The organism is Pseudoalteromonas sp. SR41-4 (assembly GCF_014163985.1).
Taxonomy (GTDB): Bacteria; Pseudomonadota; Gammaproteobacteria; order Enterobacterales; family Alteromonadaceae; genus Pseudoalteromonas; species Pseudoalteromonas rhizosphaerae.
The window spans coordinates 59,103-74,022 of record NZ_JACJEI010000012.1; the positions used below are offsets into that span (position 1 = coordinate 59,103).

The 14,920-nt window shown below is 39.2% G+C and carries 13 protein-coding genes; 6 read left to right on the forward strand and 7 right to left on the reverse strand.

The window, feature by feature from the left end; genetic code table 11:
- Positions 1 to 9 precede the first annotated feature (9 nt).
- From H5180_RS11460 to H5180_RS11480, 5 genes are all read left to right on the forward strand, one after another.
- The gene (locus tag H5180_RS11460; RefSeq protein ID WP_145235846.1) at positions 10 to 1,272 is read left to right on the forward strand and encodes a cyclopropane-fatty-acyl-phospholipid synthase family protein; all 1,263 of its coding nucleotides are present in this window, start codon (positions 10 to 12) and stop codon (positions 1,270 to 1,272) included.
- A gap of 19 nt (positions 1,273 to 1,291) precedes the next feature.
- Positions 1,292 to 1,762, forward strand: coding sequence for a DUF2878 domain-containing protein (locus H5180_RS11465; RefSeq protein ID WP_310736498.1), 471 nt, complete (start codon positions 1,292 to 1,294; stop codon positions 1,760 to 1,762).
- A gap of 44 nt (positions 1,763 to 1,806) precedes the next feature.
- Positions 1,807 to 2,298, forward strand: coding sequence for a chalcone isomerase family protein (locus H5180_RS11470; RefSeq protein ID WP_145235840.1), 492 nt, complete (start codon positions 1,807 to 1,809; stop codon positions 2,296 to 2,298).
- Position 2,299: 1 nt separating this feature from the next.
- The gene (locus H5180_RS11475; RefSeq protein WP_182758268.1) at positions 2,300 to 2,833 is read left to right on the forward strand and encodes a DUF3833 domain-containing protein; all 534 of its coding nucleotides are present in this window, start codon (positions 2,300 to 2,302) and stop codon (positions 2,831 to 2,833) included.
- Between the two features lie 208 nt (positions 2,834 to 3,041).
- A complete protein-coding gene (locus H5180_RS11480; RefSeq protein WP_145235830.1) occupies positions 3,042 to 3,317 on the forward strand; it encodes an HU family DNA-binding protein in 276 nt (91 codons plus the stop codon).
- Between the two features lie 69 nt (positions 3,318 to 3,386).
- On the opposite strand, the gene ilvN is transcribed toward H5180_RS11480, so the two are convergent.
- Together ilvN and H5180_RS11490 are read right to left on the reverse strand one after the other, a co-directional pair.
- Positions 3,387 to 3,884, reverse strand: coding sequence for an acetolactate synthase small subunit (gene ilvN, locus H5180_RS11485; RefSeq protein ID WP_149980181.1), 498 nt, complete (start codon positions 3,882 to 3,884; stop codon positions 3,387 to 3,389).
- On the reverse strand, positions 3,884 to 5,608 hold the full coding sequence (locus H5180_RS11490) for an acetolactate synthase 3 large subunit (RefSeq protein WP_182758269.1): 1,725 nt from the start codon (positions 5,606 to 5,608) through the stop codon (positions 3,884 to 3,886). The genes ilvN and H5180_RS11490 overlap by 1 nt, the downstream gene beginning before the upstream one ends.
- Positions 5,609 to 6,149: 541 nt before the next feature.
- Here H5180_RS11490 and H5180_RS11495 point away from each other — a divergent pair.
- Entirely contained in the window at positions 6,150 to 9,182 is a 3,033-nt protein-coding gene (locus H5180_RS11495; protein ID WP_182758270.1) for an immune inhibitor A domain-containing protein, read from the forward strand.
- A gap of 64 nt (positions 9,183 to 9,246) precedes the next feature.
- Here H5180_RS11495 and H5180_RS11500 read toward each other — a convergent pair whose 3' ends face one another.
- The 5 genes from H5180_RS11500 to ppnN form a co-directional block, all read right to left on the reverse strand.
- Positions 9,247 to 10,254: an isocitrate dehydrogenase gene (locus tag H5180_RS11500; protein WP_182718661.1), complete on the reverse strand. Its 1,008-nt coding sequence runs from the start codon at positions 10,252 to 10,254 to the stop codon at positions 9,247 to 9,249.
- Positions 10,255 to 10,599: 345 nt separating this feature from the next.
- Positions 10,600 to 12,288, reverse strand: a complete 1,689-nt coding sequence (locus H5180_RS11505; RefSeq protein WP_182758271.1) for a hypothetical protein — start codon at positions 12,286 to 12,288, stop codon at positions 10,600 to 10,602.
- Between the two features lie 10 nt (positions 12,289 to 12,298).
- The gene (locus H5180_RS11510) at positions 12,299 to 12,682 is read right to left on the reverse strand and encodes a DUF3192 domain-containing protein (RefSeq protein ID WP_145235813.1); all 384 of its coding nucleotides are present in this window, start codon (positions 12,680 to 12,682) and stop codon (positions 12,299 to 12,301) included.
- 69 nt (positions 12,683 to 12,751) lie between these two features.
- A complete protein-coding gene (gene xni / locus H5180_RS11515; protein WP_145235810.1) occupies positions 12,752 to 13,525 on the reverse strand; it encodes a flap endonuclease Xni in 774 nt (257 codons plus the stop codon).
- 14 nt (positions 13,526 to 13,539) lie between these two features.
- Entirely contained in the window at positions 13,540 to 14,883 is a 1,344-nt protein-coding gene (ppnN, locus tag H5180_RS11520) for a nucleotide 5'-monophosphate nucleosidase PpnN (protein ID WP_145235807.1), read from the reverse strand.
- Positions 14,884 to 14,920: the final 37 nt, after the last annotated feature.

Genomic DNA, 14,920 nt, shown 5'->3' on the forward strand with positions numbered 1-14,920 from the left:
GGTCATGAGATGGAAAAAGTATCCAGTTTAGCTGATAACGCATCAAGTAGCTTGTTAAGTAAGCTGTATAAAAAGTTAGTCATTGGTGCGTTTGATAGCATTGAAGTCGGCGCGATTACCCTAGTTGATGGTAACGACGTTCAACACTTTGGTGATCCTCAAAGTCACTTGCAGGCTAAAGTAGTTGTTAATAATCCGGCAATGTATAAAGCATTTGCGCTCTCTGGCAGTGTCGGAGCTGGCGAAGCTTATATTTTAGGCCAGTGGGAATGTACTAACTTAACTCAGTTGATTGAAATTTTTGCCATTAATCAGGCTCAACTGGACCAATTTGAACGTAAGTTTGCGTTTATTAGTAATCTTTACAATCGAATAAACCACCGTAAAAACAAAAATTCTGAGCAAGGTTCAAAGAAAAACATTGTTGCTCATTACGATTTAGGCAATGAGTTGTATTCATCATTTTTAAGCACTGAAATGCTTTACTCAAGTGCTGTCTACCCATCAAAAGATGCTTCTCTTGAGCAAGCACAAAGCCATAAGCTTGATTTAATCTGCCAACAAGTAGATTTACAACCCGGTGAAACGGTTATTGAAATTGGCACAGGGTGGGGAGCGTTTGCCATTCATGCTGCAACACATTATGACTGCCACGTTACTACTACAACTATTTCTGATGAGCAACATGCGTTTGTGGCAGAAAAAATTACCCAGTTGGGGCTTGAAGATAAGATAACCTTATTGAAACAAGATTATCGTTTACTCGAAGGCAGTTACGATAAGCTCGTGTCAATAGAAATGATAGAAGCGGTTGGTCATGAATACCTACCCAGCTTTTTCAAAAAATGTAATGACTTACTCAAAGACAGTGGTGCAATGCTGATCCAAGCAATTACAATTGCTGATCAACGCTATCAACATTACCTGAAAAATTCTGATTTTATTCAGCAGTATATTTTCCCTGGTGGTTGTTTACCGTGTATTGATGAAATGAATAAGCAAATAAAAAATCAATCAGACATGGTGGTACACAGTATTAGCGATATCGGCGTTCATTATGCAAGAACCTTAGCTGATTGGCGCACACGGTTTATTGCAAGCTGGCCAGAAATCGACAAAGTTAAGTTCGACCAGCGTTTTTATCGATTGTGGTTATTTTACTTAGCTTACTGTGAAGGCGCATTTAGGGCGCGAGTAACCAGTACAGTGCATTTAGTTGCTCGTAAACCGCGTTTTAACCATTCAAGTGATGACATTGCGCTCAGTTATTAATTTTTTGCTGTTTCAAGGAGTGTGGTTTTTAGCATTATTCCTTGAGCAGCGCGCTATTATACCGATTTTATTAATCATCATACTAATGCTATGCCTGTCGCAGCAAAAGCAACAAGATATGCTGTTACTGTGCTATGGCTTAATGATCTCGTTAAGCTTTGAATATTTGATGGTTGAGGTTGGCTTTTTATCTTTTAGTATATCCCCTTTTCCATTGTGGTTTATATTACTTTGGTGTGCCTTACTCTTAACCATCAATACGTCAATGCAATTTTTGCATCGCACGCCTTGGTATTTAGCGATGTTGCTCTGTGCTGTTTTTGCCCCCGCAAGTTATATTGCTGGTGCACGCTTTGGGGCGTTAGAGGTTCATCCTGTAGTTTGGCAATTTTGGCTTATATATGGTTTTGCTTGGTCGCTTATGTTCAATTTTATCAGGATGATAAACACATATAGCAAAAAGTACCTGTTAGTTTCTGAACACAAATGAGCATACAGGTGTAACTATTTAACTTAGAAATTTGGAGTCCGGTAATGATAGCAAGATTAACTAAAGGGCTAATCATTTTAATTGTATTGATATGCAGCCGAAGCTTTGCAGCTGATTTTAAAGTGGTCGGTGAGGCTCGTTTTGAGTATCTATTTTGGGATGTCTATCAGGCGCAGTTAGCAACCCCATCTGGGACCTATCAGTTTGGTAATCACCCCACTAAACTGACATTGACCTATTTACGCGATTTTGCTGCAAAGGACATAATCAAAGCGACAAACGAACAATGGCAGCATTTGGGTAAAAAAGAGATTATTAGTAAATACGATGCACAGTTAGCTGCGCTTTGGCCAGATATCAAAAAAGGTGAATCGCTATCGTTCATTACGGATGAAAATGGTATTGGCACATTTTATTTTAATGGTAAAAAGTTAGGGGCTATAGAGCAAAATGGTTTTGCGGATAACTTCTTAGCTATTTGGCTTGACGCCGATACCTCTGAGCCACAAATGCGAAAACAACTAATAGGGCAATAACATGAAGCGAATTACTACATTATTTTTACTTAGTTGCACATTTTTATTAAGCAGTTGTGCTGCGCCAGATGTTGAGTATTACCAAGGAAGTCAGCCAGAATTTAATTTTAAACATTTTTTTAGTGGCAAATTGAAAGCCTACGGCGTTGTCCAAGATTATAAAGGTGAATTAACCCGTAAGATGGTTGTTGACATGAATGCGAGCTGGGATGGCAATAACGGTGTTATAGAGGAAGATTTTGTTTACGATGACGGTGAAACTCAACGTCGAGTGTGGAACATAACACTCAATGCAGACAATACTTTAACTGGCACTGCAGGTGATGTCATAGGTATCGCGAAAGGGAAAAGTAATGGCAGTGTTTTTCATTGGCAATATACCCTAAAACTACCTTATGGAGATGACACTATTGAAGTTAATTTAGATGATTGGATGTATCTGGTAACACAATCACGCTTGATTAACCGTACAGCTATTGATAAGTTTGGCATTGAGGTTGGGGAAGTAACCTTAGTTATCGAAAAAGTTGATTGATCAACAAATTACCATATTGATTTACTAAATAGTGCTTAAGTTCATTGTTGGTTAATCTTTAAATCAATATTTATTTCGGCAATTATTTAAAATTTACTCATTTTTTAAGAATTTACGTGAAAAAAGCATTTTGCTGTTGCCAATACTTAAAAAATGCATAAAGATAGGTTTTGCGAAGGCAAAATAATAACGAATAGGAATTTAACAAATGAATAAAGCTCAATTAGTTGAAAAAATCGCTACTGATGCAGAAATCTCTAAAGCAGCAGCTACACGCGCACTTGACGCATTCACTGGTGCTGTTACTTCTTCTTTAAAGGAAGGTAATTCAGTTGCACTAGTTGGTTTTGGAACTTTCTCTGTAAAAGAGCGTGCTGCACGTACTGGCCGTAATCCACAAACTGGTGCCGAAATCCAAATTTCAGCTGCAACTATCCCAAGCTTTAAAGCAGGTAAAGGTCTTAAAGATCAAGTTAATCCTTAATCAATTAGATTGGTTAAATAAAAAAGGGCTGATTAGCCCTTTTTTTGTATCTGCTCATTAATCTAAGGTTTAAGCTTTTAGTGCTTTATCACCGCGGCCAATACCTACCGCACCAGAGCGTACAACTTCAATTATGTCAGTCTCATGGCGTAAGGTATCTAAAAACGATTCAATTTTATCTGTGCTACTAACAAGCTGCAATGTGTAGCTGTTGCGACCCATGTCTAAAATAGCACCTTGGAATACATCTACCACCCGTGTTACTGCAGCTCGCTTAGCTTCATCTTGAGCGAATACTTTTACTAATAGCAGCTCACGTTCAATATGCGCCATTTCAGTTAGATCAATAATTTTTAATACATCAACTAATTTATTTACCTGTTTAGTGATTTGCTCAACCACACGGTCATCACCCATGGTAGTGATAGTAATACGTGATAAAGAATGATCGTCTGTTGTGCCAACTGTTAAACTATCAATGTTATAAGCTCGTTGTGAGAATAGGCCAACAATACGCGATAATGACCCTGGTTCATTCTCAAGTAAAATAGATAATATACGACGCATTATGCTTTCACTCCTTTACGTAACCACATTTCATCAACTGCTCCAAGCTTAATTTGCATTGGGTATACATGTTCATTTTCATCAACAAGAATATCTAAAAACACTAAACGGTCAGTGATCGACATGGCTTTATCGATTGCGGGCTGTAGTTCATCAAGAGTATTAACGCGAATACCGACATGGCCATAACTTTCAGCAAGTTTGACGAAATCAGGTAACGATTCCATATACGACGATGAGTGACGACCGCCATAGACCATATCTTGCCATTGACGCACCATACCCAGAGAGCGATTATTCAGTGACACCACTTTTACAGCCAAGTTATATTGTAAACATGTCGAAAGTTCTTGAATGTTCATTTGAATCGAACCATCACCGGTGACACACACTGATTCTTTATCCGGGAACGCAAGTTTCACTCCCATTGCCGCTGGCAGACCAAAGCCCATAGTGCCAAGACCCCCTGAGTTGATCCATTGGCGCGGGTTTTTAAACGGGTAGTACTGCGCCGCAAACATCTGATGCTGACCTACATCAGAGCTTATATAGGCATCACCATTGGTGGCTTTATAAATTGCTTCAATGACGGCCTGAGGTTTTATTTTATCGCCCGCAGTGCTGTAGCTTAAACATTTTTGTTCACGCCAGCTAATGATCTGACGCCACCAATCTTCTTGAGCACTACGATCAATTTTGATTGGACTTTTATCTATGGCTGTTTGTAATTGCTCAAGTACGGTTGATAAACAACCGACGACTGGAATGTGAGCTTTGATCGTCTTTGAAATAGAGGTTGGATCAACATCAACATGAACAATCGTCGCATTGGGACAGAATTTCTTCACGTTATTGGTTACCCTGTCATCAAATCTGGCGCCCAGAGCTAAGATCACATCGGCATTTGCCATCGCCTTATTTGCTTCAAGGCTCCCGTGCATACCTAGCATACCAACGAAATTAGGGTGAACACCGGAAATACCCCCCAATCCCATTAAGGTATTAGTTATTGGTGCATTGAGTGATTCAACCAAATGAGTCAGTTGCTCTGAAGTGTTAGAAATAATAATCCCGCCGCCTGAGTAAATGACCAGTTTTTTAGCTTCTAAAATAGCGGCAACGGCTTTGCGAATTTGCTTTGGGTGGCCTTTGGTATTTGGACTATAGGTTCTCAGCTCTGTGGTTCCTGGAAACTCAAAATCAAATTTAAGTGCAGGGTTTAACATATCTTTTGGCAGTTCTACGACCACAGGACCTGGGCGTCCAGTACTTGCAATATAAAATGCTTTAGCCAAAATTTTAGGAATATCTTTTGCGCTACGACAGTTAAAACTGTGTTTTACGATTGGCCGAGAGCAACCAACAATATCGGTTTCTTGAAATGCATCATCACCAATTAAGTTAGTCGGCACTTGACCGGATAGCACTACCATAGGGATAGAATCCATATAGGCTGTAGCGATCCCCGTTATACAGTTTGTCGCACCTGGACCTGATGTTGCTAATACTACGCCCACTTCACCTGTGGCACGTGCATAACCATCAGCCATATGGGTTGCTGCTTGCTCATGACGAACTAAAATATGCTCAACATCATCTTGCTGAAATAATGCGTCATAAAGATCTAATACTGAGCCACCGGGGTAGCCAAATATATATTTTACCTTCAATGCCTTTAATGCCTGAACAACTAGTTCGGAGCCATTATATTGTTGTGTACTCATCCTCATTCCTCTGTGTGCCAGTTACCGATTGATTATTATCATGAGTAATAATGTGCTATTGCACGCACTCCCCATTTATTCTGTGCAATTACCGTATAATTTAAATGCATAAAAAAACCCCCGCTTAGGGCGGGGGTTTTTAAAAAGCTATTTCACCTTCTAATACATCCCCGCTGGGCTTAAAACTAAGACCAGTACGAGTACAGTGACTAGGTGAAATTGATATTTCATAATGTTATTTTTCTTCTCGGTATTTGTTATGTAAATTTTAATGAGTTATTGCGCCGTAATAGCCAAATACACACTAAGTCTACTAATTCAATAGCCTTATTTTTAAAGGTTTTGCCAGCTAATGTCAACAGCCAAAACGGCAATGTTGCATTAAAATTCCAAATTAATTGTTTTTCTACTTAAAAATTGCTTTAGATCGCATTATTAACCTTGGAAAATAAAGAAATTATGCTTTTTGATTTGTTGGGGTATTCAAGGTGTACCTATAACTGTAATGTAAGTATATAAATTATTAGCTATTATTATCTTTATGAAGTTGTTGATAGGTGATCCTGTGAAATACTCACAATTGTTATGTGCACTGACTTTGGTATTGTTAAGTCAACATAGTGTGGCAATACCACAAAATAGTAGCCCAACTGATATTGGTGTCGTTAATAAAGAGCGAATTTTATATTGGTTAGATAAACGCGGGCAGCTTGACGATAAAATAGCGAATGATAAATTATTATCTGATTATATTGGCCGTGGTGGATCAGTGCATTCACGTCGGCAACTAAACCCTCAAGTTTTAACTCAACAACGAAAAATGGCTCAGCGCTTAGCGAGTGTGTCTTCGCAGTTACCTAATTCGAAAAAAAATACCGTAAAAGTGTTGGCTATATTGGTTGATTTTCCTGACTTACCTCATGATGATAATGGCTTAGCCGCAGCTGACAGCGATATGTACTACTCAAGCTATAGTCAGCAGCATTACCAACAAATGTTATTCGCTACTGATGGTTACTCAGGACCTCAGCAGCAAACTTTGCAAACAGCATATCAATATTATCAGCAAGCCTCAGGGGAAAGCTTAGCATTTACGGGTCAAGTTTATGGCTGGGTAACAGCCGATAATGATGCGAAAAGTTATGGGGCTCGCCAAGGGGGAAATAATGATATTGATGCACCAAGTTTAGTGCATGAAGCGGTAGAAAAAGCCGTAGCCAAATTTAATATTAATTTAGCCGATTATGATTTAACAGATTTGGATGATCGTGATGGTGATGGGATCACCAATGAACCTGATGGCATTATTGACCATGTTATGATTTTCCACTCGAGTATAGGTGAGGAAGCCGGCGGTGGTATATTGGGTACAGATGCAATTTGGTCACATCGTTTTTATGTGTACGATCAAAACAATCAGCCAAGTGCGGTTGAAGGCAGTAGTATTCGTTTATTTGGTTATACTATCAATCCTATCGACGCTGGTATTGGTGTGGTGGTACATGAGTTTGGTCACGACTTAGGTTTGCCTGATGAATATGATTTAACCGGCAGTGCGCTTGGTGAGCCTGTGGCATTATGGTCAGTTATGTCTGGTGGTAGTTGGGCAGGCTCACCTAGCGGTTCACAGCCGGTGATGTTCAGTCCTTATGCACTCGAATATTTACAAAACCGTTATCAAGGAAACTGGCTTAATCAAACAACGATATCGTTAGACGAAATCGATACCAATCAACAGCAAATACTTCGCCATAGTAGTGGGGTATCAACTGAATTAAACCAGTTGAAAATCACCCTGCCAACTAATTTACAGCCGTTTTATCAAGCGGTAGAAGGGCACTTGCAATATTACTCTGGCAGTGGCGATAATGTTTCACAAAGTATGACATTTACAGTTAATATACCTGCAAGTACGCAGCCTACTTATCTTGATTTAAGTGCTTATTACAGCATTGAAGCGCATTATGATTATGCTCAAGTATTAGTAAACGCCCAACCTATTGCGTCGCAATATACCCAAGCGGTTAATCCATTTTATGGAGACATTGGTCCATATATAACAGGGTCTTCAAGTTCAGTAAATGACGCTCAGCAGCCGAATAATTATTTACGGCATCGTTTTGATTTATCAGCTTATGCTGGTCAAACAATTACGCTTAGTTTTAACTATAAAACGGACACTTATACTCATTATTTTGGTCTAGTTGTTGATGATATGACCATTAGCCAAGGTGATACTTTCGTTTGGCAAGATAATGCAGAGCAGTCAACACAAGCACAACTTGATGGCTTTAGCCGAGTGGGGGATCACATCTATACAAAACCACACAATTACTATTTACAGTTACGTAGTTATTTAGGAATTGATAGTGGTTTACAAGTTGAGCAGTATTCACCGGGTTTATTACTTTGGTCTGCTAATGAACAGTATACAGATAATAATACTCCTGAGCATATTGGCGAAGGGTTTATACTGGTTGTTGATGCCGATCAAAATGCCATTGCAAAAGGTAACAGCAGCGTACCTGCAAGTACTACGATTCAGTTAAGAGATGCTGCTTTTAGTCTTTATGATCAGCGCCAGGGTTTAGGCGATACGCAGTTAGCAGCAATCACTGAGTTTAATGATAATAATGATTACAGTTTTGCCACGCAACCGGCCTCTGGTGTAAAAGTTTCACAGTTTGGTTTTAGTTTTTCTATTGTTGAGCAAGCGATTAATAATAGCTCAATTGAATTGAATTTAGGCTATACACCACAGTCTGGGATCAATGTAATTACTAATGATCTCGAAGCGAGTTTTGAAATTAAAGGAATGGCGTTGACCCCAACCGATAGTTTTAACTGGCAGTTTGGGGATGGCCAAAGCAGTGATGAATTGAATCCAAGTCATACATTTGCCGATTATGGTAGTTACACTGTGGGTTTTACTCGTACTAATGAACAAGGGCAGCAGTTTCAAGAATCGATGACTTTTGTGCTTACTGCGCCGCTATCAATTTCCAGTGTGGATACCAATATAGAGAAAGGCAATGTAACTGCAAAAGTCACTGTATCAGGTGGTCAAGCACCTTATGACTATGCATGGCAATTAGGTGATGGCTCAACTGCGAAAGGGCAGAGCATTAACCACCGCTATGAATACAGTGGCGATTATACCTTGAGCGTTATTGTAACTGATGCAAATGGCGCTATGCAGTCTTTTGCAACCCAAGTGTCGCCAGATGTATTACTTACAACACAGGCCAGTTACAGTGCAAAAGATTTGCTGGTTAATTTTAACAGTGATACCAAAGGCGGGTTTAATAATTACACTTACAGCTGGGACTTTGGAGATGGCAATGCTGTAAGCCAACAGGCTAATCCTACACACACTTATAGCCAAGCGGGAAGTTATGTGGTGACACTGACCGTGACTGATACCTCTGAAAATGGCATAAAAAACACCTTACCTGCTAGCAAGCTTACTGTAACAGTGCAAAAACAAGTTGCCAGTTCAGGCTCCAGCGGTGGAAGTCTATTTTGGTTATTGTTACTGCTACCGCTCAGTTTTCGAACAAAGATGCAAGCATAAACTAAGTGACAAAAAAGCCAGTAAATACTGGCTTTTATTATAATGCTAATAATCTAGATTTGGTTTATAAACGGTCGATAACAGCTTGTGTGAAGTCAGTAGTACCGTGACTGCCACCTAAATCGCGAGTGGTACGATCACCCGATTTAATTACGTCAGCTACAGCACTGCGAATACGCTCTGCAGTTTCGCCCATTTCTAAATGCTCTAACATTTGAATAGATGCCAAAATAACAGAGGTTGGATTTGCTAAGTTTTTACCAGCAATATCAGGTGCGCTGCCATGAACTGCTTCAAAGATTGCTGCATCTTCACCGATGTTAGCGCCAGGTGCCATACCTAAGCCGCCTACTAGACCAGCACATAGATCAGATAAAATATCACCAAACAGGTTTGTCGTAACGATAACGTCAAACTCTTCAGGGCTCATTACCAGTTTCATACAGGTTGCATCAACAATCATTTCAGTTGATTCAATTTCAGGATAACGTTCCGCAACTTCACGAGCTACTTTTAAGAATAAACCTGAAGTTGATTTTAAGATGTTAGCTTTGTGAACCGCTGTCACTTTTTTACGGCCTTCACGCACGGCTAGTTCGTAGGCAAAAGTAACAATTTTTTCAGCACCTTCACGGGTGATCATAGACATTGCTTGTGCTTCGTTGCCATCTTCTGATGTCACTTGGCCTAAACCTGAATACATACCTTGCGTATTTTCACGTACCGTGATGATATCAATGTCTTCATAACGTGCTTTGGTGCCAACAAATGATTTTACTGGGCGCACATTGGCGTATAAACCAAACTGCTTTCGTAATGTTACATTGATTGAAGTAAAACCTTCACCAACAGGCGTAGTTAGTGGGCCTTTAAGAGTGATTTTATTACGCGCAATAGTATCAATGGTATCTTGTGGTAATAATTCACCGGTTTTTTCTAAGGCAGCAAGACCTGCATCAACGAATTCATAATCAAAATCGCACCCTGCGGCTGTTAAGATCTCAAGGGCTGAATCAATAATACTCGGACCGATGCCGTCGCCTTTGATCACTGTGATGGTTTGTTTGGCCATGAACTTTTCCTATTACGAGTTAGAAATGCACGTAAATGTGACGCATTATTATACCAATCGACTTAAATATTTAACCATTCTAGCGTGCTAAATAAGGCGCTAACTGCGTTATGAATTTCTCAAGTAGAACAACTACATGTCGAAATTTATGCCTTGTTATCACTCTATTTATCTGTCGCTATAAATGGCTAGTAACTTAACACGATTGGTATTAAGCGATTACTTGTTAGATTATTTACGTGAATGAGTTTGAAAATACAAGCGGCTTTTATAGCAATTTATTCAACTTTTTGCCAGTAAAACCCACGAAAACGCACTAAATTAGTCACTATGTCTAATAAATATTCATACGCTATTGCTTAAACCTAGGCTTGGAAGCTGCGCATAAAAATCCTCGCTGGACTGCCAATCTAAGCGTTTTAATACTTGGTCAAAAGTGTGTGTTTGCCAACTACTTTGTATTGCGTTGGGTTGATACACCTTAATAACGACGAGTTTTATTGCAACCCATAATTGTGCTTCTGCAGATAAGTGTTGTTTTTTTTGCTGCTCAGCATCTAAAAGCGCTTGTGTCCATGGGTTGTCACCAAGCAATTCAAGTAAATAAGCCGATAAATGCCCACTGTCATGAACCGTGACACCAAATAGCCACGCAAAGGGCATACTTACATCACTTTTAGGTGAGTGTTCATACACTGTCTTACGGCTAATTGTGGTGCTACAGTATTCAATCAAATAATTAACGTAACCATAAATAGGCAAAGCGAGGTGCTCGAACTGGTTGTGTTGATCACGACTTACCAGTTGGTTTAATAAACTTATTATTGCCTGTAAACGTAATTGTATATGTTGCATTAATGGATGCGCTTGGTGGCTTACTAATTGCTCAAAGAGCACCCGTTGAATGATTGCTGGCGCATTATATAAGCCGACCATTGATAAACAATGGCGTAAATCTTTGCCTGCTAGCTGCTCTTTATTATAAGGCTTCACTGCTTCACGAAGTAACTCTATTGTCGCTGGATGATTGTTGAGTAATTTAGCAAGGGCACTGTATGAGTATTCCTTTTGTATTTTAACTTGGCTTATCAAGATTAGTAATTGTTGTTTTTCAACGTTTACAATTTCAATAGCGGGAGCTATGTGTTCATTGAACCATACGCTAAACAATAATCGCTTGTCTTTACTTGGGCGTTGTTTTGAATGCGATTCTAGCTTTGCCTTAACACTATACCATTTGGTTTTTTGCTGCTCATGCAACGCAATTAATAAATCCCGTTGCTGGTGGTTTTTACCAATATACGTGAGCTGCTGATCGCTATAATTAACTAAAGAGCCTGGCAGGTAAGGGCCAAAATGACCGATTAATGCTTTTAATGCTTGTTGGGCAAACAGGTTGGGAGTACGGATATAAATATCAGCCACTGCTTTATAGATGTCGATATGATCATTTTGGGTACGATAAGTAATGTTCATCGCAATAATATTTGCTAACGCAACTAACGTCGTTGGTCCATCATAGATCATGATTTTTGGCGTGCTTAGCAAGGCCTGCTTATACTTATTTAAGCGCGCTAAAATACCCGCAATATGATCAGTGGCAATGTTAGCTGATTGCAGTAACTTTACTGCTAGCTGATGACGCGACTGCCATTGCTTTTTTTCTTGTTGGGTAAGAGGTTGGCGCAGGGCCAACTTATTGGTTTGTGTTTGCACACATAAATAGTTAGTTAAACACACACAAATAAGCAATTGGCTGATTTTACTGTCGTAACTTAAACTGCGACAAAATGCGGCGACAATGACACATTGATTGACTACTAAGTTGGTTGTATAACCTTGTGTTTCTGCATATAGAGTAAGTTGGGCTTGCATTGCATTTGGATGTGAATCATAGAGTTTATAATATTGCTCAGCCAGTTGTGTTAACAGCGGATAAATTTGTGGCCACTGACTTCTATTATGATAAAACCTTAATAATTTGTCAGTCTTTTCAAATAGGCTGGCAAGATCTTGTGCGCAGAGTTCATCCATAAATAATCAATTACCCGCGTTGCTCAAATGCATCAAATGCACTTGGTCCCCACAAAATCAATTCGCCATTTTTAAACAGTAAACCAGTACACTCATCCATAGTCGTGATCCCATCTGATTTGATATGTTGAGTACGGTAAAAAATAATTTGCCATACCTCTTCGTTATCACGTTTAGCGAATGTTAGATCTGGACTGCCTAAATACTCTAATACAGTGTTTAAGTTAGTCGGTGTTTCGATACTTAATTTAGCGATATAACGTTTATTGAACGCTTCTCGGTCCTGCCATATCATCGCTTGCGGATCATCTTTATAAAAAGTAATGACCAAAGTAGCGATTAAGGCATATACACCTAAACCTAATATGAGATAGCGAAAAAACTTCTTAAACATTGTGCACTCTTACGCTGAGACTTAAATTCAGTATACGCATAGTTCAAATTCAGTGCTACGTGAATGCGATTAATTGAGTCTTAACTGCTTTAAACTAAAGCCTAAGTTAATATCTGTACGTAAACCAACCAAATGTTTCGAGGTAATATAGTCAGCCATTCCTGTTGCTAACTTTTTACGTACTGCTGCAGAGAGCGTTTCATCCTCTATTGCGAATGTTATATCTGCGTGCTTACTAATAATCTCTTGTGCTGTTTTAGTACCAATTCCCTTAATACCAGGGATATCATTAGTTTTATCACCAGCCATTGCCCAAAAATCAATTAATCGAGCTTGCTCAACACCAAAACGTTGTACGATAGAGTGATGATCTAAATATTCTTTTTTAAAATAATCATAAACATTAATATAATTATTTAAGCTAGGTAGAAACCCTTTATCAGTGGAAACAATTGTACAATACAACTGATTTTGCGCCATTTTATGGGCTAACGTGGCGATAATATCATCAGCTTCATCATTTACTGGGGCAAACACCACAATACCCGTTTGCTCAATTGCCTGTTTAAATTTATCTAATGAATTTTTCAGAGTTTCAGGCATGGGGGCACGGCTGCTTTTATATTGAGCGTAATAATGATAACGCCAGCTTTTATCACCATCAAATACAGCAATAGCATGTGTTGCTTGGGTGATCTTTATAAGTTTTTCACAAGCGTGAGCTACCCGCGCGCAGCAGGTATTTATCATTTGCTCATCACTGCCTTTATTTTGATTACTATCAACTGCATAAATGCGCCTAATTAAATTAAGCGCATCGATTAAAAGTAACTGACCTGACACGAATACATTAACCCTTATGCTTTGACTTCATAACATGGAACATATTGACTGCCTGGGAGCTTCATTCTTCCTTGCTCAACAAATGCTTGCAGCAGTTTATCCATGGCTTTCATTAAAGTCGGCTCACCGCTAATGATAAACCGGCCATGTTGTTTAATGGCTTGAATGCCTTCGTCTTTGACATTACCAGCAACAATACCAGAAAATGCACGGCGTAAATTAGCGGCTAGTAATTGCTTTTCTTGGTCTAAATGTAAATCAAGCCCAGCCATATTGGCATGAGTTGGCGCGAAAGGTTGCTGAAATTCATTTTCAATTTTTAACGTCCAGTTGAAGTAATATGCATCGCCCTGACTCTTGCGGTAATCACGCACATTTGCCATTGCAGATTTGAGTTTGATCCCAACTAATTCTGGGTTATCAATAATAACTTCAAATTTATCAAGCGCCTCTTTACCTAACGTCATTTCAATGAACTGGCATAATTCGCTAAAGTAATTTTCACTTTCTTTCGGCCCAGTTAAAATAACCGGTAACGACTGTTTGGCATTATCAGGGTGAAGTAAAATGCCAAGTAAATACAATAACTCTTCGGCAGTGCCAGCGCCGCCAGGAAAAATAATTATAGCGTGGGCGGTGCGTACAAAGGCTTCAAGGCGTTTTTCAATGTCTGGTAAAATAACTAGTTCATTGACGATCGGATTTGGTGGCTCTGCGGCAATAATACTAGGCTCTGTTAAACCTAAATAACGGTTGTTGGTGTTGCGCTGTTTTGCATGTCCAATGGTTGCGCCTTTCATCGGGCCTTTCATGGCACCGGGGCCACAGCCAGTACAAATATTTAAGCCACGTAAACCAAGCTCGTAGCCTACTTGTTTAGTGTATTTATATTCGTTTTCATTAATTGAATGACCACCCCAGCAGACAATCATACTTGGATCGCTATTTACGCGAAGCGCTGCGGCATTACGCAACATATCAAAAACCATATGTGTAATGGCTTTTTGTTCGGTTAAATCTTTTTCGTATTTTTGACAAATAAATAAAATATCACGTATAACTGAGAAAATATGTTCATGAATTCCGGTGATTATTTCACCATCAACAAAAGCGGTAGTCGGAGGGTTAAGTAGCTCAATTTTTATGCCTCGCTCACGGCTTAGTAAGCGAATATCAAAATCTTGATATTTATTGTAAATCTCTGAGCTTGAGTCAGTATGACTGCCAACATTAAGAACAGCTAGCGCACAGTTTCTAAATAACTTATAGCGTTCACTGTTAGACGATTGTTCTAATAAATCAACTTCGAGCTGCGACAGTAAATCTAACACACCTGTCGGGTTTAACTGTATTAACATAGGCGTTCTCCTTGCTATAAAAAGCACTGGGTCGGTC